17 protein-coding genes are annotated in these 21,307 nt (G+C 61.9%); 15 read left to right on the forward strand and 2 right to left on the reverse strand.

The genetic code is table 11. The annotated features are described in order from the left end of the window. Window positions 1–172 precede the first annotated feature (172 nt). From NKJ11_RS32745 to NKJ11_RS32795, 11 genes are all read left to right on the forward strand, one after another. Window positions 173–1,714, forward strand: a complete 1,542-nt coding sequence (locus NKJ11_RS32745; protein ID WP_023814286.1) for an amino acid ABC transporter permease/ATP-binding protein — start codon at window positions 173–175, stop codon at window positions 1,712–1,714. Window positions 1,715–1,793: 79 nt separating this feature from the next. Then, the gene (locus tag NKJ11_RS32750) at window positions 1,794–2,918 is read left to right on the forward strand and encodes an NAD(P)/FAD-dependent oxidoreductase (protein ID WP_023814287.1); all 1,125 of its coding nucleotides are present in this window, start codon (window positions 1,794–1,796) and stop codon (window positions 2,916–2,918) included. 370 nt (window positions 2,919–3,288) lie between these two features. Then, on the forward strand, window positions 3,289–3,492 hold the full coding sequence (gene secE / locus NKJ11_RS32755) for a preprotein translocase subunit SecE (RefSeq protein WP_013531408.1): 204 nt from the start codon (window positions 3,289–3,291) through the stop codon (window positions 3,490–3,492). 27 nt (window positions 3,493–3,519) lie between these two features. Next, window positions 3,520–4,047 carry a transcription termination/antitermination protein NusG gene (gene nusG, locus NKJ11_RS32760; protein ID WP_013531409.1) on the forward strand — a complete coding sequence of 176 codons (528 nt, stop codon included), beginning with the start codon at window positions 3,520–3,522 and terminating at the stop codon, window positions 4,045–4,047. 158 nt (window positions 4,048–4,205) lie between these two features. Beyond that, window positions 4,206–4,634: a 50S ribosomal protein L11 gene (gene rplK, locus NKJ11_RS32765; RefSeq protein WP_013531410.1), complete on the forward strand. Its 429-nt coding sequence runs from the start codon at window positions 4,206–4,208 to the stop codon at window positions 4,632–4,634. Window positions 4,635–4,638: 4 nt separating this feature from the next. Continuing rightward, window positions 4,639–5,337, forward strand: coding sequence for a 50S ribosomal protein L1 (rplA, locus tag NKJ11_RS32770; protein ID WP_013531411.1), 699 nt, complete (start codon window positions 4,639–4,641; stop codon window positions 5,335–5,337). A 394-nt stretch (window positions 5,338–5,731) separates the two neighbouring features. After that, window positions 5,732–6,250 carry a 50S ribosomal protein L10 gene (gene rplJ, locus NKJ11_RS32775; protein ID WP_013531412.1) on the forward strand — a complete coding sequence of 173 codons (519 nt, stop codon included), beginning with the start codon at window positions 5,732–5,734 and terminating at the stop codon, window positions 6,248–6,250. A 54-nt stretch (window positions 6,251–6,304) separates the two neighbouring features. After that, window positions 6,305–6,682: a 50S ribosomal protein L7/L12 gene (gene rplL, locus NKJ11_RS32780; protein ID WP_027038853.1), complete on the forward strand. Its 378-nt coding sequence runs from the start codon at window positions 6,305–6,307 to the stop codon at window positions 6,680–6,682. Window positions 6,683–6,933: 251 nt separating this feature from the next. Further along, entirely contained in the window at window positions 6,934–11,070 is a 4,137-nt protein-coding gene (rpoB, locus tag NKJ11_RS32785) for a DNA-directed RNA polymerase subunit beta (protein WP_352613507.1), read from the forward strand. Between the two features lie 132 nt (window positions 11,071–11,202). Further along, window positions 11,203–15,399, forward strand: coding sequence for a DNA-directed RNA polymerase subunit beta' (gene rpoC, locus NKJ11_RS32790; RefSeq protein ID WP_023814289.1), 4,197 nt, complete (start codon window positions 11,203–11,205; stop codon window positions 15,397–15,399). 81 nt (window positions 15,400–15,480) lie between these two features. Beyond that, on the forward strand, window positions 15,481–16,146 hold the full coding sequence (locus NKJ11_RS32795; RefSeq protein ID WP_352632505.1) for an O-methyltransferase: 666 nt from the start codon (window positions 15,481–15,483) through the stop codon (window positions 16,144–16,146). 33 nt (window positions 16,147–16,179) lie between these two features. Here the strand turns inward: NKJ11_RS32795 and NKJ11_RS32800 are convergent, their stop codons facing one another. Both NKJ11_RS32800 and NKJ11_RS32805 read right to left on the reverse strand, forming a co-directional pair. Further along, window positions 16,180–17,106 carry a Gfo/Idh/MocA family protein gene (locus NKJ11_RS32800; RefSeq protein WP_352613511.1) on the reverse strand — a complete coding sequence of 309 codons (927 nt, stop codon included), beginning with the start codon at window positions 17,104–17,106 and terminating at the stop codon, window positions 16,180–16,182. A gap of 185 nt (window positions 17,107–17,291) precedes the next feature. After that, window positions 17,292–17,573, reverse strand: a complete 282-nt coding sequence (locus tag NKJ11_RS32805) for a transcriptional regulator (RefSeq protein WP_013531420.1) — start codon at window positions 17,571–17,573, stop codon at window positions 17,292–17,294. Between the two features lie 497 nt (window positions 17,574–18,070). Here NKJ11_RS32805 and rpsL point away from each other — a divergent pair, with 497 nt between their 5' ends. The 4 genes from rpsL to NKJ11_RS32825 form a co-directional block, all read left to right on the forward strand. After that, window positions 18,071–18,442, forward strand: a complete 372-nt coding sequence (gene rpsL / locus NKJ11_RS32810) for a 30S ribosomal protein S12 (RefSeq protein WP_006333356.1) — start codon at window positions 18,071–18,073, stop codon at window positions 18,440–18,442. Window positions 18,443–18,518: 76 nt separating this feature from the next. Beyond that, window positions 18,519–18,989, forward strand: a complete 471-nt coding sequence (gene rpsG / locus NKJ11_RS32815; protein ID WP_008875664.1) for a 30S ribosomal protein S7 — start codon at window positions 18,519–18,521, stop codon at window positions 18,987–18,989. A gap of 29 nt (window positions 18,990–19,018) precedes the next feature. Then, window positions 19,019–21,109 carry an elongation factor G gene (gene fusA / locus NKJ11_RS32820; protein ID WP_352613513.1) on the forward strand — a complete coding sequence of 697 codons (2,091 nt, stop codon included), beginning with the start codon at window positions 19,019–19,021 and terminating at the stop codon, window positions 21,107–21,109. 97 nt (window positions 21,110–21,206) lie between these two features. Continuing rightward, on the forward strand, window positions 21,207–21,307 hold a 101-nt coding region (locus NKJ11_RS32825), incomplete at its 3' end, for a GTP-binding protein (RefSeq protein ID WP_031249078.1).

Raw genomic sequence — 21,307 nt, forward strand, 5'->3', positions numbered from 1 at the left:
GGCGGTTTTTCTTTAAAACATTCCGGGGGCCCCCCCCGCCCCCCTCCCCCCACAAAACCCCCCCACACAACTCCCCCCCCCCCCCCCCGGGGGTTGGGGGGCCGGCCCCCGGACCACGCGCTGCCGCGTTTGATGTCGGACGATGCGGACAGCGCAACCGAAAGGGGGCCGAATGAACTGGCTTGAAAACTTGCGGCGCAGTTTCCTTGACTGGCAAGCCATGGCGGACGTGCTGCCAAGCATGATCACCATCGGATTGAAGAACACCTTGATCCTCGCGGCCGCATCCACGGTGCTGGGTGTCGTGCTCGGCATGATCCTGGCAGTCATGGGCATCTCGCAATCGCGCTGGCTGCGCATTCCGGCCCGGGTCTACACGGACATTTTCCGTGGCCTTCCGGCGATCGTCACGATCCTTCTGATCGGCCAGGGCTTTGCGCGCATCGGCCGTGAAATCTTTGGGCCTTCGCCCTTTCCGCTCGGCATTCTGGCCCTCAGCCTGATCGCCGGCGCCTATATCGGCGAAATCTTCCGCTCGGGCATCCAGAGCGTCGAGCGCGGGCAAATGGAAGCCTGCCGGGCGCTCAGCATGAGCTACGGGCAGGGCATGCGCCTGATCGTCATCCCGCAGGGCATCCGCCGCGTCCTGCCGGCGCTGGTCAACCAGTTCATCGGCAACGTCAAGGATTCGAGCCTCGTCTACTTCCTCGGTCTGCTCGCATCGGAGCGCGAGATTTTCCGCGTCGGTCAGGACCAGGCGGTGGTCACCGGAAACCTGTCGCCATTGCTGCTGGCCGGCGTGTTCTATCTCGTGATCACCGTGCCGTTGACCCACGTGGTTAATTACATCGACAACTCGCTGCGGGTCGGAAAGCAAAAGGCAGGCCTCGTCACCAGCGGCCTTGCCGAGGTGAGCGAACTGGAGAGCGCCGTCGGCAGCCCGCTCTCCGAGGCCAGCCCTGAAGACAGCTCGGCGCTTTCACGCTTCAAGGGTGGTAGTCTCGCCGTCACCAATCTCGACATGGCCTATGGCGATCTCGATGTCCTGAAGGGCGTCAGCCTGACGGTCAAGCCGGGCACGGTCACCTGCGTCATCGGTCCGTCAGGGTCGGGCAAGTCGACCTTGCTGCGCTGCCTTAACCGCTTGGTCGAGCCCAAGGGCGGTGACGTGCTGCTCGATGGCGCGAGCATCCTGGCGATGAAGCCCGAAAAGCTGCGCCGGCGTGTCGGCATGGTGTTCCAGCAGTTCAACCTGTTTCCCGACCACACAGCCCTGGAAAACGTCATGCTGTCGCTGACCAAGGTCAAGGGCCTTCCGGTGCGGGAAGCCGAGCGCATCGCCGAGGCGCGCCTCGCCGATGTTGGCCTTGCCGCACGCAAACACCATCGTCCCGGCAGTCTTTCCGGTGGCCAGCAGCAGCGGGTGGCAATCGCCCGTGCACTGGCAATGGACCCTGAGGTGATCCTGTTCGACGAGGTGACGAGCGCTCTCGATCCGGAACTGGTGAAGGGCGTTCTCAACCTGATGGCTGACCTCGGCCGACGTGGCATGACAATGGTCGTGGTGACCCATGAAATGGGTTTTGCCCGCAAGGTCGCCGATCAGGTCATCTTCATGGATGAGGGCCGTGTCATCGAGGCCGGCACGCCCGCTGCGATCTTCGACACTCCCAAAAGCGCGCGCTTGAAGCACTTCCTCGCCGAAGTGCTGTGATCCGCATCGCCATCTGGCCGATATGCGTGGAACGCCTTCGGTCGCTCAATCCACTCTCTACACAGTGAAAGAACATCTCATGGTTACATCGCATCCGGTCTCGAAGGTCGTCGTTGTCGGAGGCGGCATTTTCGGTGTCTCCACAGCCGTTCATCTCGCGCGGCTTGGCATCGAAACGATCCTCGTCAACGATGGACCGCTTGCCAAGGGGGCGTCGGGCCGCTCGCTCTCCTGGCTCAATTCAGCGCGCAAGCGGTCGGCTGAGTATCATCGCTTGCGCATGATCGGTATCGACCGCTACCGGACGTTGTCGGCGAGATATCCGGATGCTGCGTGGCTGCGTTTCGATGGCGGCCTGACATGGGATGCGGACGACGCCTCGAACCAGATTGCTGATGTCTTCGCCCATGAAAAGGATCTCGGCTATGACGCACAGCACCTGACCGCGGCCGCCATAGCGGCGGTCACACCAGGCGTTGCCGCAGGCGCCGTCACGCCGCAGGGAGCCATTTTCAACCCAGGGGAAGGCTGGGTCGACCTGCCATCGCTGATCGATGCATTAATTGCGGAGTTCGTGGAGCGCGGCGGGCGACTGGTCACCGATGCCGGCAGGGCCACGGTCACGGTTGTCGATGGTCGTGCCACTGGCGCCACCACGACCAGCGGCATCGACTTTCCTGCCGATGCAGTCCTCCTGGCGACCGGCAGTGATGTGCCGCGAATGGTTGCGGCCACAGGCCACCATATCGAGGATGGGACGCCGATCGCGCTGCTGGTCAGGACCAAGCCGGTCGATTTGGCTCTTCGGGCCGTGCTCAACACGCCGCGCGTCGCCATCCGCCCGACGCCGGACGGAGCCCTCGCGCTCGATTCCGCCTGGTCGGAAGAAGAGGTAATCATCAATGCAGACGGCACCTATGGGGTGAAGGGCTCGACGATTGATGGACTTCTTGAACAAGCCGCGAAGGTCCTCGAGGGACATCCAAAGCTGGAATTGGAGAGTTATGGTGTCGGCCCCAAGCCGATTCCGGGCGACGGCGAGCCGGTCTTCGGCTTGTTGAAAGATATCCAGGGATACTACGTCGCCTTCAGCCACAGCGGCGCGACGCTTGGCCTGATCGCCGGTGAACTCATTGCCGACGAGATCGCCACCGGAAGAGAGCACCCGCTGCTTGCCAAGTTCCGCCCAAGCCGCTTTGCTTAGGCTTTCGGAATTGTTTCGTGTGGCCATCAGCGACATTTCTGCGGTCTGCCCTTTGAAAATCGGCGACCCGCTTGCCATATTAGCCCGATTGGGGCATAAGAGCGCCATAGCCGGGACGGAACGACTGGATGGTTCCGAGGCGGTGTTTGGTCATAAAGCGGAGACTTGCCACTTGCGTGGATCAAGAATCGGTTTTATGTAGACGAAACAGACGCGCGACGCGTGGAGCTGGGAAACCGGCTTTACGCGTCTGATTTGCATGGGCGAAATGATTGCGCTGATTCGGCGCGAAATTCGCTCAGGCGGTACGTCCCGGCCAGCGGGATCATCCAGGAGACCCGGCCAACGGGTCTTGAAGACAGAGCGGCATATGGCTTCGAAAACCACAAATCCTTTCGTCTTTCTCCAGCAGGTCCGCGCGGAGACCGCCAAGGTGACTTGGCCGTCGCGGCGCGAAACGATGATCTCGACGGTGATGGTTCTGGCCTTCGCAGTGATCGCGATGATCTTTTTCTTCACCGCCGATCAGCTCATGGGCCTTGCGGTCGAACAGATTCTGGGCATCGGACGCTAAGTCCGGCGATTACGGAGAAGTCTTGAAATGACCGCGCGCTGGTACATCGTCCACGCCTATTCGAACTTTGAAAAGAAGGTCGCCGAGGATATCGAGAACAAGGCCAAGCAGAAGGGCCTGTCCGCCGACATCCACCAGATCGTGGTTCCGACCGAGAAGGTCGTCGAAGTTCGCCGCGGCCGCAAGGTCGATGCCGAGCGCAAGTTCTTCCCGGGCTATGTGCTGCTGAAGGCGAATTTGACCGACGCTGTGTTCTCGCTGGTCAAGAACACACCGAAGGTCACCGGCTTCCTGGGTGACTCCAAGCCGGTGCCGATCACCGAGGCGGAAGCGCAGCGCATCCTGAACCAGGTGCAGGAAGGCGTCGAGCGGCCCAAGCCCTCGGTCACGTTCGAGATCGGCGAAGCGATCCGCGTTTCGGATGGTCCCTTCGCGTCGTTCAACGGTTTCGTCCAGGAAGTGGACGAGGAGCGGGCGCGGCTCAAGGTGGAAGTTTCGATCTTCGGGCGCGCCGTGCCGGTCGATCTGGAATTCGGACAGGTCGAAAAGGGCTGATCCGAAATCCCTGACGCCGGTTTGGCGATCAGGGGAGGCGGCGCGGAAGCGCGGCCTGAGAACGGTGGGAGACGAATGCGGCTTTAGCCGGCCGCATGGATCGCACCACCAGACTGCAACCGCCGGCATGACCGGCATAGACAAAGGCAGGAAAAGAGATGGCTAAGAAAATTGCAGGCCAGCTCAAGCTCCAGGTGAAAGCGGGATCGGCTACGCCGTCTCCCCCGATCGGCCCGGCGCTTGGTCAGCGTGGCATCAACATCATGGAGTTCTGCAAGGCGTTCAACGCGCAGACCCAGGAAATGGAAAAGGGATCGCCGGTTCCGGTCGTCATCACCTACTATCAGGACAAGTCCTTCACCTTCGTCATGAAGACGGCGCCGGTGAGCTACTTCCTGAAGAAGGCAGCGAACCTGACGTCCGGTTCCAAGGAGCCGGGCAAGGTCAAGGCCGGTACGGTTTCGCGTGACAAGGTCCGCGAGATTGCCACCGCGAAGATGAAAGACCTGAACGCAAACGACGTCGAAGCGGCCATGCGCATGGTCGAGGGCTCCGCCCGCTCGATGGGTCTGGAAGTGGTGGGCTAAGATCATGGCAAAGATTGCAAAGCGTGTATCGAAGACCCGCGAAGGCATCGATCCCAACAAGGCTTATGCCCTGGGTGATGCGCTGAAGCTGCTCAAGGACCGTTCCTCGGTGAAGTTCGATGAGACCATCGAAGTCGCCATGAATCTCGGCGTCGACCCGCGCCATGCCGACCAGATGGTCCGCGGCGTGGTCAACCTGCCGAACGGCACCGGCCGATCGGTGCGTGTCGCCGTGTTCGCCCGTGGCGACAAGGCCGACGAAGCGCGCGCCGCCGGCGCCGACATCGTTGGTGCCGAGGATCTGGTCGACATCGTCCAGAAGGGCACGATCGATTTCGATCGCTGCATCGCCACGCCGGACATGATGCCGCTGGTCGGTCGTCTGGGCAAAGTGCTCGGCCCGCGCGGAATGATGCCGAACCCGAAGGTCGGCACCGTCACCACCGACGTTGCCGCCGCCGTCAAGGCATCCAAGGGCGGCGCCGTCGAGTTCCGTGTCGAGAAGGCTGGCATCGTCCATGCCGGCGTCGGCAAGGTCTCGTTCGACGTCAAGGCGCTGGAAGAGAACATCCGCGCCTTCGCCGATGCGGTGACCAAGGCAAAGCCGACTGGCGCCAAGGGCAACTACGTCAAGAAGGTGTCGGTCACCTCGACGATGGGCCCGGGCCTCAAGCTCGACGTCGCGACGCTCAACGCGTCCTGATACGAACATTTGGATCGGCCGCTAAGCGGCTGATCCGCAAGTGAATTCCGGGCCTCCGACCTAGTTGGTGGCCCGGTGCCGGAAGTCGAAAGGCTTCCGGACATCCTGTCCGAGATTGCAGGCGGCCCAGAAGCCTTAATTCGATTTGGGCCTGCATGAGACGGGTGAAGACCGGACAACGGAGCGATTGCTCCAATGAAAGGTTCGAACCGTGTTTGCCTTTTGTCTGCGCATCGCCGGCTTGACTGTCGATGTGGCGAAAGGGGGCAGGATCCTCGAGCGTCGTTCGGGAGATCCGTTACTGGATGGCCCGGCCGACAAAAGGCAACCCGACGCCTGTCCTCGTCAATGGGATGTTCCCGTTAACAGGATTGGGGTCAACTGGAGATAGGCAGTGGACAGAGCGGAAAAACGCGAACTCGTCACGGGCCTGAACGGTGCGTTCTCGAACGCAGGTTCAGTGGTCGTGGCCCACTACGCCGGTATCACCGTCGCGCAAATGAACGACCTTCGGTCGAAAATGCGCGCCGCCGGTGGCACCGTCAAAGTCGCGAAGAACCGTCTCGCCAAAATCGCTCTTCAGGGCACGGACTCCGCATCGATCATCGAGCTGTTCAAGGGACAGACGCTGATTGCTTATTCGGAGGATCCGATTGCGGCGCCGAAGGTCGCGTCCGATTTCGCCAAGGGAAATGACAAGCTCGTCATTCTCGGTGGCGCAATGGGCACCACCTCGCTCAATGCCGACGGTGTGAAGGCACTCGCCACACTTCCGTCGCTCGATGAGCTGCGCGCCAGGCTGGTTGGCATGATCGCCACGCCGGCAACCCGGATCGCCCAGATCGTCAATGCGCCAGCGGCTTCGGTCGCGCGCGTCATCGGCGCTTACGCCCGGAAGGACGAGGCGGCATGAGGCCGTTCCTCGCTATCACAAACACACGTTCGAACCTTATGAAGGAACACAACAATGGCTGATCTCGCAAAGATCGTAGACGACCTTTCGAAGCTGACCGTCCTCGAGGCGGCTGAGCTGTCGAAGCTTCTGGAAGAAAAGTGGGGCGTTTCCGCCGCTGCTCCGGTGGCTGTTGCCGCCGCTGGCGGTGGTGCGGCCGCTGCTGCTCCGGTCGAGGAAAAGACGGAATTCGACGTCGTCCTCACCGAGGCAGGCGCTCAGAAGATCAACGTCATCAAGGAAGTCCGCGCCATCACCGGTCTTGGCCTCAAGGAAGCCAAGGACCTGGTCGAAGCGGCTCCGAAGCCGGTCAAGGAAGCCGTTTCCAAGGCCGACGCTGACAAGTTCAAGGCCCAGCTGGAAGCAGCCGGCGCCAAGGTCGAACTGAAGTAAGCGTAAAAGCGGCGGGCGGCCTCGCGCCGTCCGCCACTCCCTTCGCCCGAAGGGAGTGCGCGTAACGCGAGATCTACGAGAACCTCTTTCCTGAGGGCCGAAAACCGGCCTTCAGGAAACGGGTTTTCTCCCGTTCTAGCCGGCCGCCGACAGGCGCCGGGAAAACAGACAGAGGGTTGCCGCCAAGGTGGCCCAGCATGCAAGGCGAGCCGCGGCGAGGCTCGTCCCGAGTTTAGAGCTAAGGAGCGACGATGGCCCAGACCCAGACTTTCAATGGCCGCAGACGCGTACGCAAGTTCTTCGGAAAGATTCCGGAAGTTGCGGAGATGCCGAACCTGATCGAGGTTCAGAAGGCATCCTATGACCAGTTCCTGATGGTGGCGGAGCCCAAGGGTGGGCGTCCGGACGAGGGACTGCAGGCTGTTTTCAAGTCGGTCTTCCCGATCTCCGATTTTTCCGGCTCCTCGATGCTGGAGTTCGTGAAGTATGAGTTCGAAGGACCGAAATTCGACGTTGACGAATGCCGTCAGCGCGACCTGACCTATGCCGCGCCGCTCAAGGTGACGCTGCGCCTCATCGTGTTCGATATCGACGAGGATACCGGCGCCAAGTCCATCAAGGACATCAAGGAGCAGGACGTCTACATGGGCGACATGCCGCTCATGACGCTGAATGGCACCTTCATCGTCAACGGCACCGAGCGCGTCATCGTCTCGCAGATGCACCGCTCGCCGGGCGTCTTCTTCGACCATGACAAGGGCAAGTCGCACTCGTCGGGCAAGCTTCTGTTTGCCGCGCGCGTCATCCCCTATCGCGGTTCGTGGCTCGATATCGAGTTCGATTCCAAGGACGTCGTGCACGCCCGCATCGATCGCCGCCGCAAGATTCCGGTGACGTCGCTGCTGATGGCGCTCGGCATGGACGGCGAAGAGATCCTGTCGACCTTCTACAACAAGATCACCTACAAGCGCGCCGGCGACCATTGGCGCATTCCGTTCAACGTGGAGCGTTTCCGCGGCCTCAAGGCCGTCGGCGACCTGGTCGATGCCGATACCGGCGAAGTCGTCGTCGAAGCCGGCAAGAAGATCACGGCACGTCAGGCTCGGGCGCTTGGCGAAAAGGGTCTGAAGGCGATCAAGGCGACCGACGAGGATCTGCTCGGCAACTACCTGGCCGAGGACATCGTCAACTACGCCACCGGCGAGATATTCCTCGAAGCCGGGGACGAGATCGACGAGAAGACGCTGAAGGTTCTGCTCGGCACCGGCGAAGACGAGATCAAGGTTCTCGACATCGACCACGTCAATGTCGGCGCCTATATCCGCAACACGCTCAACGTCGACAAGAACGAGAGCCGCCAGGACGCGCTGTTCGACATCTATCGTGTCATGCGCCCCGGCGAGCCGCCGACGCTCGAAACCGCCGAAGCCATGTTCAACTCGCTGTTCTTCGACAGTGAGCGCTACGATCTGTCAGCCGTCGGCCGCGTCAAGATGAACATGCGCCTCGAGCTCAAGGCTGAGGACACCGTGCGCGTGCTGCGCAAGGACGACATCCTGGCCGTGGTCAGGACGCTGGTTGAACTGCGCGATGGCAAGGGCGAGATCGACGACATCGACAATCTCGGCAACCGCCGCGTGCGTTCGGTCGGCGAGCTGATGGAAAACCAGTACCGCGTCGGCCTGCTGCGCATGGAGCGCGCGATCAAGGAGCGTATGTCCTCGATCGAGATCGACACGGTCATGCCGCAGGACCTGATCAACGCCAAGCCGGCGGCTGCCGCCGTGCGCGAGTTCTTCGGTTCCTCGCAGCTGTCGCAGTTCATGGACCAGACCAACCCGCTGTCGGAGATCACCCACAAGCGCCGCCTCTCGGCGCTTGGACCGGGCGGTCTGACCCGCGAGCGCGCCGGCTTCGAAGTGCGCGACGTGCACCCGACGCATTACGGCCGCATCTGCCCGATCGAGACGCCGGAAGGCCCGAATATCGGTCTGATCAACTCGCTGGCCACCTTCGCACGCGTCAACAAGTACGGCTTCATCGAGAGCCCGTACCGCAAGATCGTCGACGGCAAGCTGACCAATGACGTCGTCTATCTCTCGGCGATGGAAGAGGCCAAGCACCATGTCGCGCAGGCCAACGCCGAGCTCGACAAGAACGGTGGTTTCGTCGACGAATTCGTCATTTGCCGCAGTGCCGGCGAAGTGATGATGGCGCCGCGCGAAAACGTCGATCTGATGGACGTGTCGCCCAAGCAGATGGTGTCGGTGGCCGCGGCCCTGATCCCGTTCCTGGAAAACGACGACGCCAACCGCGCTCTGATGGGCTCGAACATGCAGCGTCAGGCCGTGCCGCTGGTGCGCGCCGAGGCGCCGTTCGTCGGCACCGGCATGGAGCCGATCGTTGCCCGTGACTCGGGCGCTGCCATCGGCGCCCGCCGCGGCGGCATCGTCGACCAGGTGGATGCGACGCGTATCGTTATCCGCGCTACCGAAGATCTCGATCCGGGCAAGTCCGGCGTCGACATCTACCGGCTGATGAAGTTCCAGCGTTCGAACCAGAACACCTGCATCAACCAGCGTCCGCTGGTTCGCATGGGTGACCTCGTCAACAAGGGCGACATCATCGCCGACGGTCCGTCGACCGAGCTCGGTGATCTGGCGCTCGGCCGCAACGTGCTGGTCGCGTTCATGCCGTGGAATGGCTACAACTACGAGGACTCGATCCTCCTGTCCGAACGCATCGTCGCCGATGACGTCTTCACCTCGATCCACATCGAGGAGTTCGAGGTCATGGCGCGCGATACCAAGCTCGGGCCGGAGGAAATCACGCGCGATATTCCAAACGTCTCGGAAGAAGCGCTGAAGAACCTCGACGAAGCCGGCATCGTCTATATCGGTGCCGAAGTTCAGCCGGGCGACATCCTGGTCGGCAAGATCACGCCGAAGGGCGAAAGCCCGATGACGCCGGAAGAGAAGCTTCTGCGCGCCATCTTCGGCGAAAAGGCATCCGATGTGCGCGACACCTCGATGCGCATGCCTCCTGGCACTTTCGGCACCGTCGTCGAGGTGCGCGTCTTCAATCGCCACGGTGTGGAGAAGGACGAGCGCGCCATGGCGATCGAGCGCGAGGAGATCGAACGCCTCGCCAAGGACCGCGACGACGAGCAGGCCATCCTGGACCGTAACGTCTATGCGCGTCTTTCCGACGTGCTCGTCGGCAAGGAAGCGATCGCTGGACCGAAGGGCTTCAAGAAGGGCTCGACGCTGTCCAAGGATATGCTCGACGAGTATCCGCGTTCGCAGTGGTGGCAGTTTGCCGTGGAGAACGAAAAGCTCCAGAGCGAACTCGAAGCCCTGCGTGGCCAGTACGACGATTCCAAGAAGGCGCTCGAACAGCGTTTCATGGACAAGGTCGAGAAGGTCCAGCGCGGCGACGAAATGCCTCCGGGCGTCATGAAGATGGTCAAGGTCTTCGTGGCCGTGAAGCGCAAGATGCAGCCCGGCGACAAGATGGCCGGCCGTCACGGCAACAAGGGTGTCGTGTCGCGGATCGTTCCGGTCGAGGACATGCCTTTCCTCGAGGACGGCACGCATGCCGATATCGTGCTCAACCCGCTGGGTGTGCCGAGCCGCATGAATGTCGGCCAGATCCTGGAAACGCATCTGGGCTGGGCATGCGCGGGCATGGGCAGGAAGATCGGCGAGCTGATCGACACGTACAAGGCAGCCGGCGACATCAAGCCGCTGCGCAAGACGCTCGAGAGCTTCATCCCGGCCAACGACCGCAACGAGCCGGTTCGTGACTATGACGACGAGAGCATCGTTCGCCTCAGCGAGCAGATGCGCCGCGGCGTCTCGATCGCGACCCCGGTGTTCGACGGCGCGCATGAGGCTGACATCAACATCATGCTGGAGCAGGCGGGCCTGCACACCAGCGGTCAGTCGCAGCTCTATGACGGACGCACGGGCGAGCCGTTCGATCGCAAGGTGACGATGGGCTACATATATATGCTCAAGCTTCACCATCTCGTGGACGACAAGATCCACGCGCGTTCGATCGGTCCGTACTCGCTCGTCACGCAGCAGCCGCTGGGCGGCAAGGCGCAGTTCGGTGGCCAGCGCTTCGGCGAGATGGAAGTCTGGGCGCTCGAAGCATACGGCGCCGCCTACACGCTGCAGGAAATGCTGACGGTGAAGTCCGACGACGTCGCCGGCCGTACCAAGGTCTACGAGGCGATCGTCCGTGGCGACGACACCTTCGAGGCCGGCATCCCCGAGAGCTTCAACGTTCTCGTCAAGGAAATGCGGTCTCTCGGCCTCAATGTCGAGCTGGAGAACACCAAGCTCGACGACAACCCTGTCCGGCTGCCCGACGCGGCCGAGTAAACAAGACGCTCGGTCGCGGAAATCGCGACCGAGCGCACCAAATTCTTCGGCCGGTGGCCGACACACGACGGCGGGCGTTTGGCTCGCGACTAGATGCAAGGGGTCTTCGAGGATCCCGAAAAGGAGAACGGCATGAACCAAGAGGTCATGAATCTCTTCAATCCGCAGGCGCCTGCGCAGGTGTTCGATTCCATCCGGATATCGCTTGCCAGCCCTGAGAAGATTCTGTCCTGGTCTTTCGGCGAGATCAAGAAGCCGGAGACCATCAACTACCGCACCTTCAAGCCGGAGCGTGACGGTCTGTTCTGCGCGCGCATTTTTGGCCCGATCAAGGACTATGAGTGCCTGTGCGGCAAGTACAAGCGCATGAAGTACAAGGGCGTCATCTGCGAGAAGTGCGGCGTTGAAGTCACGCTGTCGCGCGTTCGCCGCGAGCGCATGGGCCATATCGAGCTGGCGGCACCGGTCGCCCATATCTGGTTCCTGAAGTCGCTGCCGTCGCGCATCGGCACGCTGCTCGACATGACCCTGAAGGACATCGAGCGCGTCCTCTACTTCGAGAACTACATCGTCACCGAACCTGGCCTCACCGCGCTGAAGGAGCACCAGCTGCTCAGCGAGGAAGAGTACATGATCGCCGTCGACGAGTATGGCGAGGATTCGTTCACCGCCATGATCGGCGCCGAGGCCATTCACGACCTTCTGGCCGGCATGGACCTGGAGAAGATCGCCGGCGACCTGCGTTCGGAACTGGCTTCGACCACCTCCGAGCTGAAGCAGAAGAAGTATCTGAAGCGGCTCAAGGTCGTCGAGAACTTCATGGAATCCGGCAACCGTCCGGAATGGATGATCATGAAGGTGGTTCCGGTGATCCCGCCGGACTTGCGCCCGCTCGTCCCGCTGGACGGCGGCCGCTTCGCCACGTCGGATCTGAACGACCTCTATCGCCGCGTCATCAACCGCAACAACCGTCTGAAGCGGCTGATCGAGCTGCGCGCTCCCGGCATCATCGTGCGCAATGAAAAGCGCATGCTGCAGGAAGCCGTCGATGCGCTGTTCGACAACGGCCGCCGCGGCCGCGTCATCACCGGCGCCAACAAGCGTCCGCTGAAGTCGCTGTCCGACATGCTCAAGGGCAAGCAGGGCCGGTTCCGTCAGAACCTGCTCGGCAAGCGCGTCGACTATTCCGGCCGCTCGGTCATCGTGACCGGTCCGGAGCTCAAGCTGCACCAGTGCGGCCTGCCCAAGAAGATGGCGCTCGAACTGTTCAAGCCCTTCATCTACGCCCGTCTCGACGCCAAGGGTTACTCCTCGACCGTCAAGCAGGCGAAGAAGCTGGTCGAAAAGGAGCGTCCGGAAGTCTGGGATATCCTCGACGAGGTCATCCGCGAGCATCCGGTGCTGCTGAACCGTGCGCCGACGCTGCACCGTCTCGGCATCCAGGCGTTCGAGCCGATCCTGATCGAGGGCAAGGCGATCCAGCTGCACCCGCTGGTCTGCACGGCCTTCAACGCCGACTTCGACGGCGACCAGATGGCCGTTCACGTGCCGCTGTCGCTGGAAGCGCAGCTTGAAGCCCGCGTGCTGATGATGTCGACCAACAACATCCTGCACCCGGCTTCCGGCGCGCCGATCATCGTGCCGTCGCAGGACATGGTTCTGGGTCTCTACTATCTCTCGATCGTCAACCAGAACGAGCCGGGCGAAGGCATGGTGTTTGCCGATATGGGCGAACTCCAGCACGCGCTCGAGACCAAGGCGGTGACGCTGCACTCCAAGATCAAGGGTCGTTTCCGTACGGTCGACGCCGAAGGCAAGGTCGTGTCGAAGATCCATGACACCACGCCTGGCCGCATGATCATCGGCGAGCTTCTGCCGAAGAACGTCAACGTGCCTTACGAGACCGCCAACCAGGAGATGACCAAGAAGAACATCTCCAAGATGATCGACACCGTCTACCGCCATTGCGGTCAGAAGGAGACGGTCATTTTCTGCGATCGCATCATGGCGCTCGGCTTCAGCCATGCCTGCCGTGCCGGCATTTCGTTCGGCAAGGACGACATGCTGATCCCGGATGCCAAGATCAAGCTGGTCTCCGACACCGAGGCTTTGGCCAAGGAATACGAGCAGCAGTACAATGACGGTCTGATCACGCAGGGCGAGAAGTACAACAAGGTCGTCGACGCCTGGGCCAAGTGCTCGGAAAAGGTCGCCGACGAAATGATGGCCCGCATCAAGGCGGTCGAGTTCGAGGACAATGGCCGTCAAAAGCCGATGAACTCGATCTACATGATGTCGCACTCCGGTGCGCGTGGCTCGCCCACCCAGATGCGTCAGCTTGCCGGCATGCGCGGCCTTATGGCCAAGCCGTCGGGTGAAATCATCGAAACGCCGATCATCTCGAACTTCAAGGAAGGCCTGACCGTGCTCGAGTACTTCAACTCGACCCACGGCGCCCGCAAGGGTCTGGCCGACACCGCCTTGAAGACGGCGAACTCGGGTTACCTCACCCGTCGTCTGGTCGACGTGGCGCAGGACTGCATCGTCAACTCCGTCGACTGCGGCACCGACAAGGGCCTCACCATGCAGCCGATCGTCGATGCCGGTCAGGTCGTCGCTTCGGTCGGCCAGCGCGTGCTGGGCCGTACGTCGCTCGACGACATCACACATCCGGTGTCGGGCGAGATCCTGGTCAAGGCCGGAACGCTGATGGACGAGCGTGACGTGGAACAGATCGAAAAGGCCGGCGTCCAGTCGGTCCGCATCCGCTCGGCACTGACTTGCGAAGTCAGGGTTGGCGTCTGCGCGGTCTGCTACGGTCGCGATCTGGCCCGCGGCACCCCGGTCAACCAGGGCGAAGCCGTCGGCGTCATCGCGGCGCAGTCGATCGGCGAGCCGGGCACGCAGCTCACCATGCGTACCTTCCACATGGGCGGTACCGCGCAGGTGGTGGACAGCTCGTTCCTTGAAGCCTCGTATGAGGGCAAGGTCGAGATCCGCAACCGCAACGTGGTGCGCAACTCCGACGGCCAGCAGATGGTCATGGGCCGCAACATGGCGGTGCTGATCCTCGACGAAGCCGGTAAGGAACGCGCCTCGCACCGTCTCACCTATGGTTCGCGCATCTTCGTGGACGATGGTGACAAGGTGAAGCGCGGCCAGCGTATCGCCGAGTGGGATCCCTATACCCGTCCAGTCCTCACCGAAATCGAGGGCAGGGTGTCGTACGAGGATCTGGTCGACGGCATTTCCGTTCAGGAAACGGCCGACGAGTCGACCGGCATCACCAAGCGTGAGGTCATCGACTGGCGCTCGACGCCACGCGGTAACGACCTGAAGCCGGCGATCGCGATCCAGGACGCCAAGGGCAAGGTCGGCAAGCTGTCGAAGGGCGGCGACGCCCGCTTCCTGCTCTCGGTCGAGGCCATTCTTTCGGTCGAGCCGGGCTCGCAGGTTCGCCCCGGCGACGTGCTGGCGCGTATTCCGATGGAAAGCGCCAAGACCAAGGACATCACCGGCGGTCTGCCGCGTGTTGCCGAACTGTTCGAGGCACGTCGTCCGAAGGATCACGCCATCATCGCCGAGATCGACGGCACGATCCGCTTCGGCCGCGACTACAAGAACAAGCGTCGCATCATCATCGAGCCGCATGACTCGACGCTTGAGCCGGTCGAATACCTGATCCCGAAGGGCAAGCCGTTCCATCTCCAGGACGGCGACGTCATCGAGAAGGGCGACTACATCCTCGACGGCAATCCGGCGCCGCACGACATCCTGGCGATCAAGGGCGTGGAGGCACTTGCTTCCTACCTCGTCAACGAGATCCAGGAAGTCTATCGTCTGCAGGGCGTGCAGATCAACGACAAGCACATCGAGGTCATCGTTCGCCAGATGCTGCAGAAGGTCGAGATCACGGTGCAGGGCGACTCGACCTACATTCCGGGCGATCATGTCGACGTGATCGAACTGGAAGAGGTCAACGAGCGTCTGGTCGAGGACGGCAAGAAGCCGGCCGAAGGCCTGCCGGTGCTCTTGGGCATCACCAAGGCATCGCTGCAGACGCCATCCTTCATCTCGGCCGCCTCCTTCCAGGAGACGACCCGAGTGCTGACGGAAGCCGCGGTTGCCGGCAAGACCGACATGCTGCAGGGACTGAAGGAAAACGTCATCGTCGGCCGGCTTATCCCGGCCGGCACCGGCGGCACGATGAGCCAGATTCGGCGCATCGCCACCTCGCGCGACGAACTGATCATCGACGAGCGCCGCAAGGCCTCGGGTGTGGAAGTCGCCGAGCCGATGCTGGCCGACATGACAACCGCCGCGCAGTAAGCGGACGGAAAGAGAAGAGGAAAAGGGGCCGAATGGCCCCTTTTCGCGTTTAGGTCTCCAATTGGATCGGAGAAGAAAGCGATGAGCAAAAGAAGCTGGGCGGCAGTCGACGACTACATCGTCGGTTCCCTGTTTGAGGCGGACCCCGTGCTTGATGCCGTTCTGGCGGCCAACCACGATCAGGGCCTGCCGGCGATCGACGTGTCGCCGGCGCAGGGCAAGTTGCTTTCCCTTCTTGCGCGGATGCGGGGAGCCAAGAAGGTTCTCGAAATCGGCACGCTGGGCGGCTATTCGACCATCTGGATGGCGCGCGCACTGCCTGCCGGCGGCAAGATCGTGACGCTTGAACTCGATCCGCACCATGCCGCTGTCGCGCGATCGAATTTCGAGCGGGCAGGCGTCTTGGAGCGGGTGGAACTACGGGTCGGTCCGGCGCTGCAGTCGCTTGCAGCACTTGGCGCCGAGAATGCCGGGCCATTCGACATCATCTTCATCGATGCCGACAAGCCGAACAATCCGCACTACCTATCCTGGGCCATGCGGTTGTCGCGGCCCGGAACCGTCATCGTCTGCGACAACGTCATACGCGATGGAGCCGTGGTGAATGAAGATGGCCGCGACGCCAATGTCGAAGGGGCACGCGCCGCATTCTCGTTCATCGGCAGCGAGAAGCGTCTGGACGGCACCGCCATCCAGACCGTTGGCGCCAAAGGCTATGACGGCTTTGCCATTGCGATCGTGGAGTGACGGCCGATCGGCGAACAGCCAAGCCGTCCCTGTTCAATCGAAGAACGCCTCGACCACGTTGCGCTTGCCGAGCATGAAGGCGTCGGCGACATGCTGCAGGGGCGCGAGGTCGACATCTGAGGTCCCGGCACGCACGATCTCGGCGAAGCGCTTGTAGAGCATCGGGTACTCGGCCTCCGGCTCGTCATGAACTACCTTGCCGTCGATGGCGAGCTTCGACCCGCCGCCCGACAGCACCATGGCGCCCTTGTCGGTCTCGGCCAGGATGTCCCAGCTTTGCGGGCCGGTCTGCAGCCAGTCGAGATCCATCGTCACCGGCAATCCATTCGAGGTGCGGAAGGCGACGCGCGCGGCAACCGGGGAGGCGCGGTTTTCGGGAAAATCCAGCACCGCCGAGGTGATGAACATCGCCGGCAGGATATGGGTCGCAATCGACAGCGCGTTGATGCCGGGATCGAAGACGCCAAAACCACCGGGCGCCCAGATCCATTCCTGGTTCGGGTGCCAGCGGCGCACATCTTCCTTCCAGTTGATGGCGGCCGACTTGATCTTGGACGTGTCGAGAAATGCGCGCGCGGCCTCGACCGCCGGCGCATAGCGCGAGTGCCAGCTGGCGAACAGCGAGACGCCGTTCTGCGCGGCCAATGTCTTGAGGTCCTCGACCTCGCTGACAGTGGCGCCAGGCGGCTTCTCCAGGAAGACATGTTTCTTTGCTATCAGCGCCGTCCGCGCCGCGTCGTAGCGGAACTGCGGCGGCATGCAGAGCGATACGGCCTCGAGTTCGGGCACCGCGTCGATCATGGCTTCGATGTCAGAAAAATTCGCGATGTCATCTACCTTGCCGTGACGGCTGGCGCCCGCGATGAGGCGATAGTCCTGGTCTTTCGCCAGGGCCGGCAGGTGCTGGTCGCGGACGATCTTGCCGACGCCGACGATGCCTATCTTGATGGGCTGGGACACGGCCGCTCCGTCTGTTTGATGATGGTGATGGTTTCTTATCAGAACACTTGCCCCAGGCAAGCCGAAGCCGAGCAGGCAAGCTCAGCCTTCCTCGAGCGGCAGTGCACACCTTTTTTCGGCTGGGAAGGCCTCGGTCGCCGATTCGTCTCGGTAGCCGATTCGAAAGCTGGACCGGGAGGTCGGGGTCAGATCGGCACGTCGAAGGTAACGATCGACACTTCGCCTTCGAGCGCGCCCTGGAAGGCGGAGATATGCGGCTCTTCGTCGGGGATGCCGTCCATGTCACCGATCTGGTCGAGCTCCGCCTCGGCGTACCCTTCGGCGGCAAGCGATTCGAGTGCCCGGCGCACCGCCGAATCGTCGTCGGGCGCAACCAGCATGACGTGGACGCCTTCCGGTTTGCCGCCTTTTTTCTTCCACACCCGGCCGGTGATGATGGTGACCGGGCGTTCTTCGTTGTCGTTCACGGGCCGATTCCTCTTGGCAGCGGGTGGGCGGGCGAGGGGGTTTTGACTGCTCATGCGGCCTTTTCGCATGAAGCAAGGCCGCGCAACAGCGCAAACCCATTCACTTTGCCTGAAGGCTTGTCACTTTCTTCCTCGCTCTTGCAAAAATGCGAAAGAAAATTACATGCGGTTTTCGCATGGCTGCCAATCCTTGGTCGGCGTGCAATATTTGGTGCTCCGGGCTTGACGGTCCGCGGTCTTACGAGTAGAAGCCGCCCAGTCAGAACCGATGTGAGGCTCTCCCTTCCGAAGCGACACGCTTTGGAGTTTGCCTCAAACAGGGTTCGTTTTACGAGCGAAAAGACATTTCCGGCGTGCACGAAGCGGCTTCCGCTTCCTCTGCCTTTTGTTCGGGCAAGACCGCGAGGCGCGGTTTATGGCCCGAATTTGCGTATGGAAATGACGCTTTGAGCGGCCCTGACCGGGCGAGACACGGAATTGAGAGACAAGAGGGTTTAATGCCTACCGTCAACCAGCTGATCCGCAAGCCGCGCATTGCGCCGGTGAAGCGCAACAAGGTCCCGGCCATGCAGCAGAACCCGCAGAAGCGGGGCGTCTGCACGCGCGTCTATACAACGACGCCGAAGAAGCCGAACTCGGCGCTGCGCAAGGTGGCCAAGATCCGCCTGACCAATGGTTTTGAAGTGATCGGGTACATCCCCGGCGAAGGCCACAACCTTCAGGAGCACTCCGTGGTCATGATCCGCGGCGGCCGCGTCAAGGATCTTCCGGGCGTTCGCTACCACATCATCCGCGGCGTGCTCGACACGCAGGGTGTGAAGAACCGCAAGCAGCGCCGTTCGAAGTACGGCGCCAAGCGTCCGAAGTAAGGGGCGTCCGAAGTAAGATTTTCCGGCCTTGGCGCTTCTTGAGTGCGTCGGGCTATGAGATTGAGAGACAAAAGCCATGTCGCGTCGTCACAGTGCAGAAAAGCGTGAGATCAATCCGGACCCGAAGTTCGGCGATCTGATCGTCACCAAGTTCATGAACGCCGTCATGTATGACGGCAAGAAGTCGGTCGCCGAGACAATCGTCTACGGCGCGCTCGACCAGGTTCAGTCGAAGACCAAGCAGGAGCCGGTCACCGTCTTCCATCAGGCGCTCGACAATGTCGCGCCGCATGTTGAAGTGCGTTCGCGTCGTGTCGGTGGCGCCACCTACCAGGTTCCGGTCGACGTGCGCCCCGAGCGCCGCCAGGCATTGGCCATTCGCTGGCTGATCGCGGCGGCCCGCAATCGCAACGAGACCACGATGGTCGACCGCCTCTCCGGCGAGCTGATGGATGCGGCCAACAACCGCGGCACGGCTGTCAAGAAGCGTGAAGACACCCACAAGATGGCTGAAGCCAACCGCGCTTTCGCGCACTACCGCTGGTAAAGCGCGAACGAGACTGAGAGGCAGCTACGATGGCCCGCGAATACAAAATCGAAGACTACCGCAATTTCGGTATCATGGCGCATATTGACGCCGGCAAGACGACGACCACCGAGCGCGTCCTCTACTACACGGGCAAGTCGCACAAGATCGGCGAAGTCCACGACGGCGCTGCCACCATGGATTGGATGGAGCAGGAGCAGGAGCGCGGCATCACCATCACGTCCGCCGCGACCACGACCTTCTGGAAGGCTCGTGACGGCAAGATGCACCGCTTCAACATCATCGACACTCCCGGCCACGTCGACTTCACCATCGAAGTTGAGCGTTCGCTGCGCGTTCTCGACGGCGCCATTGCGCTGCTCGATGCCAATGCCGGCGTTGAGCCGCAGACCGAGACCGTCTGGCGCCAGGCCGACAAGTATCGCGTTCCGCGCATGATCTTCTGCAACAAGATGGACAAGATCGGTGCCGACTTCTATCGCTCGGTCGAGATGATCGGTTCGCGCCTCGGCGCGCATGCCGTTGTCATGCAGCTGCCGATCGGCGCCGAGACCGAGTTCAAGGGTGTCGTCGACCTCGTCGAGATGAATGCGCTGGTCTGGCGCGACGAGACGCTGGGCGCTGCCTGGGATGTCGTCGAGATCCCGGACGATCTCAAGGCTCGTGCCGAAGAATACCGCGAGAAGATGATCGAGGCCGCCGTCGAAATGGACGAGACGGCGCTTGAGAATTACCTCGAAGGCAAGATGCCGTCGAATGACGAGATCCGTGCGCTGATCCGCAAGGGCACCATCGCGGTCAAGTTCTACCCGATGTTCTGTGGCTCGGCCTTCAAGAACAAGGGCGTGCAGCCGCTGCTCGACGCCGTCGTCGAATATCTGCCGTCGCCGGCCGATGTTCCCGCCATCAAGGGCGTCGATGCCAAGACCGACGCCGAGATCGAGCGTCATGCCGACGACAACGAGCCGCTGTCGATGCTCGCCTTCAAGATCATGAACGACCCGTTCGTCGGTTCGCTGACCTTTGCCCGCATCTATTCGGGCAAGCTCACCAAGGGCATCTCGGTCGACAACACCGTGAAGGGCAAGAAAGAGCGCATCGGCCGCATGCTGCAGATGCATGCGAACTCGCGCGCTGACGTCGAAGAGGCTTTTGCCGGCGACATCGTTGCTCTTGCCGGTCTCAAGGACACGACCACCGGCGACACGCTGAGCGATCCGCTGCATCCGGTCATTCTCGAGCGCATGGAATTCCCCGATCCGGTCATCCAGATCGCCATCGAGCCGAAGACCAAGAACGACCAGGAAAAGATGGGCCTCGCCCTTCACCGCCTGGCTGCCGAGGATCCGTCCTTCCGTGTCAAGACCGACGAGGAAAGCGGCCAGACCATCATTTCCGGCATGGGCGAACTTCACCTGGACATCATCGTCGACCGCATGCGTCGCGAGTTCAAGGTCGAGGCCAATGTCGGCGCTCCGCAGGTGGCCTATCGCGAGACGATCACCCGCAGGCACGAGCAGGATTACACGCACAAGAAGCAGACCGGCGGTACCGGTCAGTTCGCTCGCGTCAAGATCGTCTTCGAACCGAACCCGGACAGCAGCGAGTTCCAGTTCGAAACCAAGATCGTTGGCGGCGCTGTGCCGAAGGAATACATCCCCGGTGTCGAAAAGGGCATCAACAGCGTCATGACCTCGGGTCCGTTCGCGGGCTTCCCGATGATCGGCGTCAAGGCGACGCTGATCGACGGTGCCTACCACGACGTGGACTCCAGCGTTCTGGCCTTCGAAATCGCCGGCCGCGCCTGTTTCCGTGAGGCCGCACCCAAGCTTGGCGTGCAGCTGCTCGAGCCGATCATGAAGGTCGAAGTGGTGACGCCGGAAGACTACGTCGGCAGCGTCATCGGCGATCTGAACGGTCGTCGTGGCCAGATCCAGGGTCAGGAAGCGCGTGGCGTGGCCGTGGTCATCAATGCGATGGTGCCGCTCGCCAACATGTTCAAGTACGTCGACAACCTGCGCTCGATGAGCCAGGGCCGTGCGGCCTACACGATGCAGTTCGATCACTACGAGCCGGTCCCTACGGCGGTGGCCCAGGAAGTCCAGAAGAAATACGCGTAAGGGTTCCTTAGCCGCCGGATCGCGTCCCTTCGCGGTGCCGGATCTGAAGAGCGAATAACAATTTCCCCCAAGCGGGTAGAATAGACGGAGAACGATTATGGCCAAAGGTAAATTCGAGCGTAACAAGCCTCACGTGAACATCGGCACGATTGGCCACGTCGACCATGGCAAGACGTCGCTGACGGCGGCGATCACCAA

The sequence above is a fragment of the Mesorhizobium sp. M0243 genome (assembly GCF_040321775.1).
Lineage (GTDB): Bacteria > Pseudomonadota > Alphaproteobacteria > Rhizobiales > Rhizobiaceae > Mesorhizobium.

Excerpts from the sequence above, each read along its gene's own strand:
- secE (WP_013531408.1), top strand. The coding sequence starts at position 3,289 with ATGGCTTCGAAAACCACAAATCCTTTCGTCTTTCTCCAGCAGGTCCGC.
- NKJ11_RS32795 (WP_352632505.1), top strand. The coding sequence starts at position 15,481 with ATGAGCAAAAGAAGCTGGGCGGCAGTCGACGACTACATCGTCGGTTCC.
- rpoB (WP_352613507.1), top strand. The coding sequence starts at position 6,934 with ATGGCCCAGACCCAGACTTTCAATGGCCGCAGACGCGTACGCAAGTTC.
- nusG (WP_013531409.1), top strand. The coding sequence starts at position 3,520 with ATGACCGCGCGCTGGTACATCGTCCACGCCTATTCGAACTTTGAAAAG.
- rplA (WP_013531411.1), top strand. The coding sequence starts at position 4,639 with ATGGCAAAGATTGCAAAGCGTGTATCGAAGACCCGCGAAGGCATCGAT.
- NKJ11_RS32750 (WP_023814287.1), top strand. The coding sequence starts at position 1,794 with ATGGTTACATCGCATCCGGTCTCGAAGGTCGTCGTTGTCGGAGGCGGC.
- rplL (WP_027038853.1), top strand. The coding sequence starts at position 6,305 with ATGGCTGATCTCGCAAAGATCGTAGACGACCTTTCGAAGCTGACCGTC.
- NKJ11_RS32745 (WP_023814286.1), top strand. The coding sequence starts at position 173 with ATGAACTGGCTTGAAAACTTGCGGCGCAGTTTCCTTGACTGGCAAGCC.
- rpsL (WP_006333356.1), top strand. The coding sequence starts at position 18,071 with ATGCCTACCGTCAACCAGCTGATCCGCAAGCCGCGCATTGCGCCGGTG.
- rpoC (WP_023814289.1), top strand. The coding sequence starts at position 11,203 with ATGAACCAAGAGGTCATGAATCTCTTCAATCCGCAGGCGCCTGCGCAG.
- rpsG (WP_008875664.1), top strand. The coding sequence starts at position 18,519 with ATGTCGCGTCGTCACAGTGCAGAAAAGCGTGAGATCAATCCGGACCCG.
- fusA (WP_352613513.1), top strand. The coding sequence starts at position 19,019 with ATGGCCCGCGAATACAAAATCGAAGACTACCGCAATTTCGGTATCATG.
- rplK (WP_013531410.1), top strand. The coding sequence starts at position 4,206 with ATGGCTAAGAAAATTGCAGGCCAGCTCAAGCTCCAGGTGAAAGCGGGA.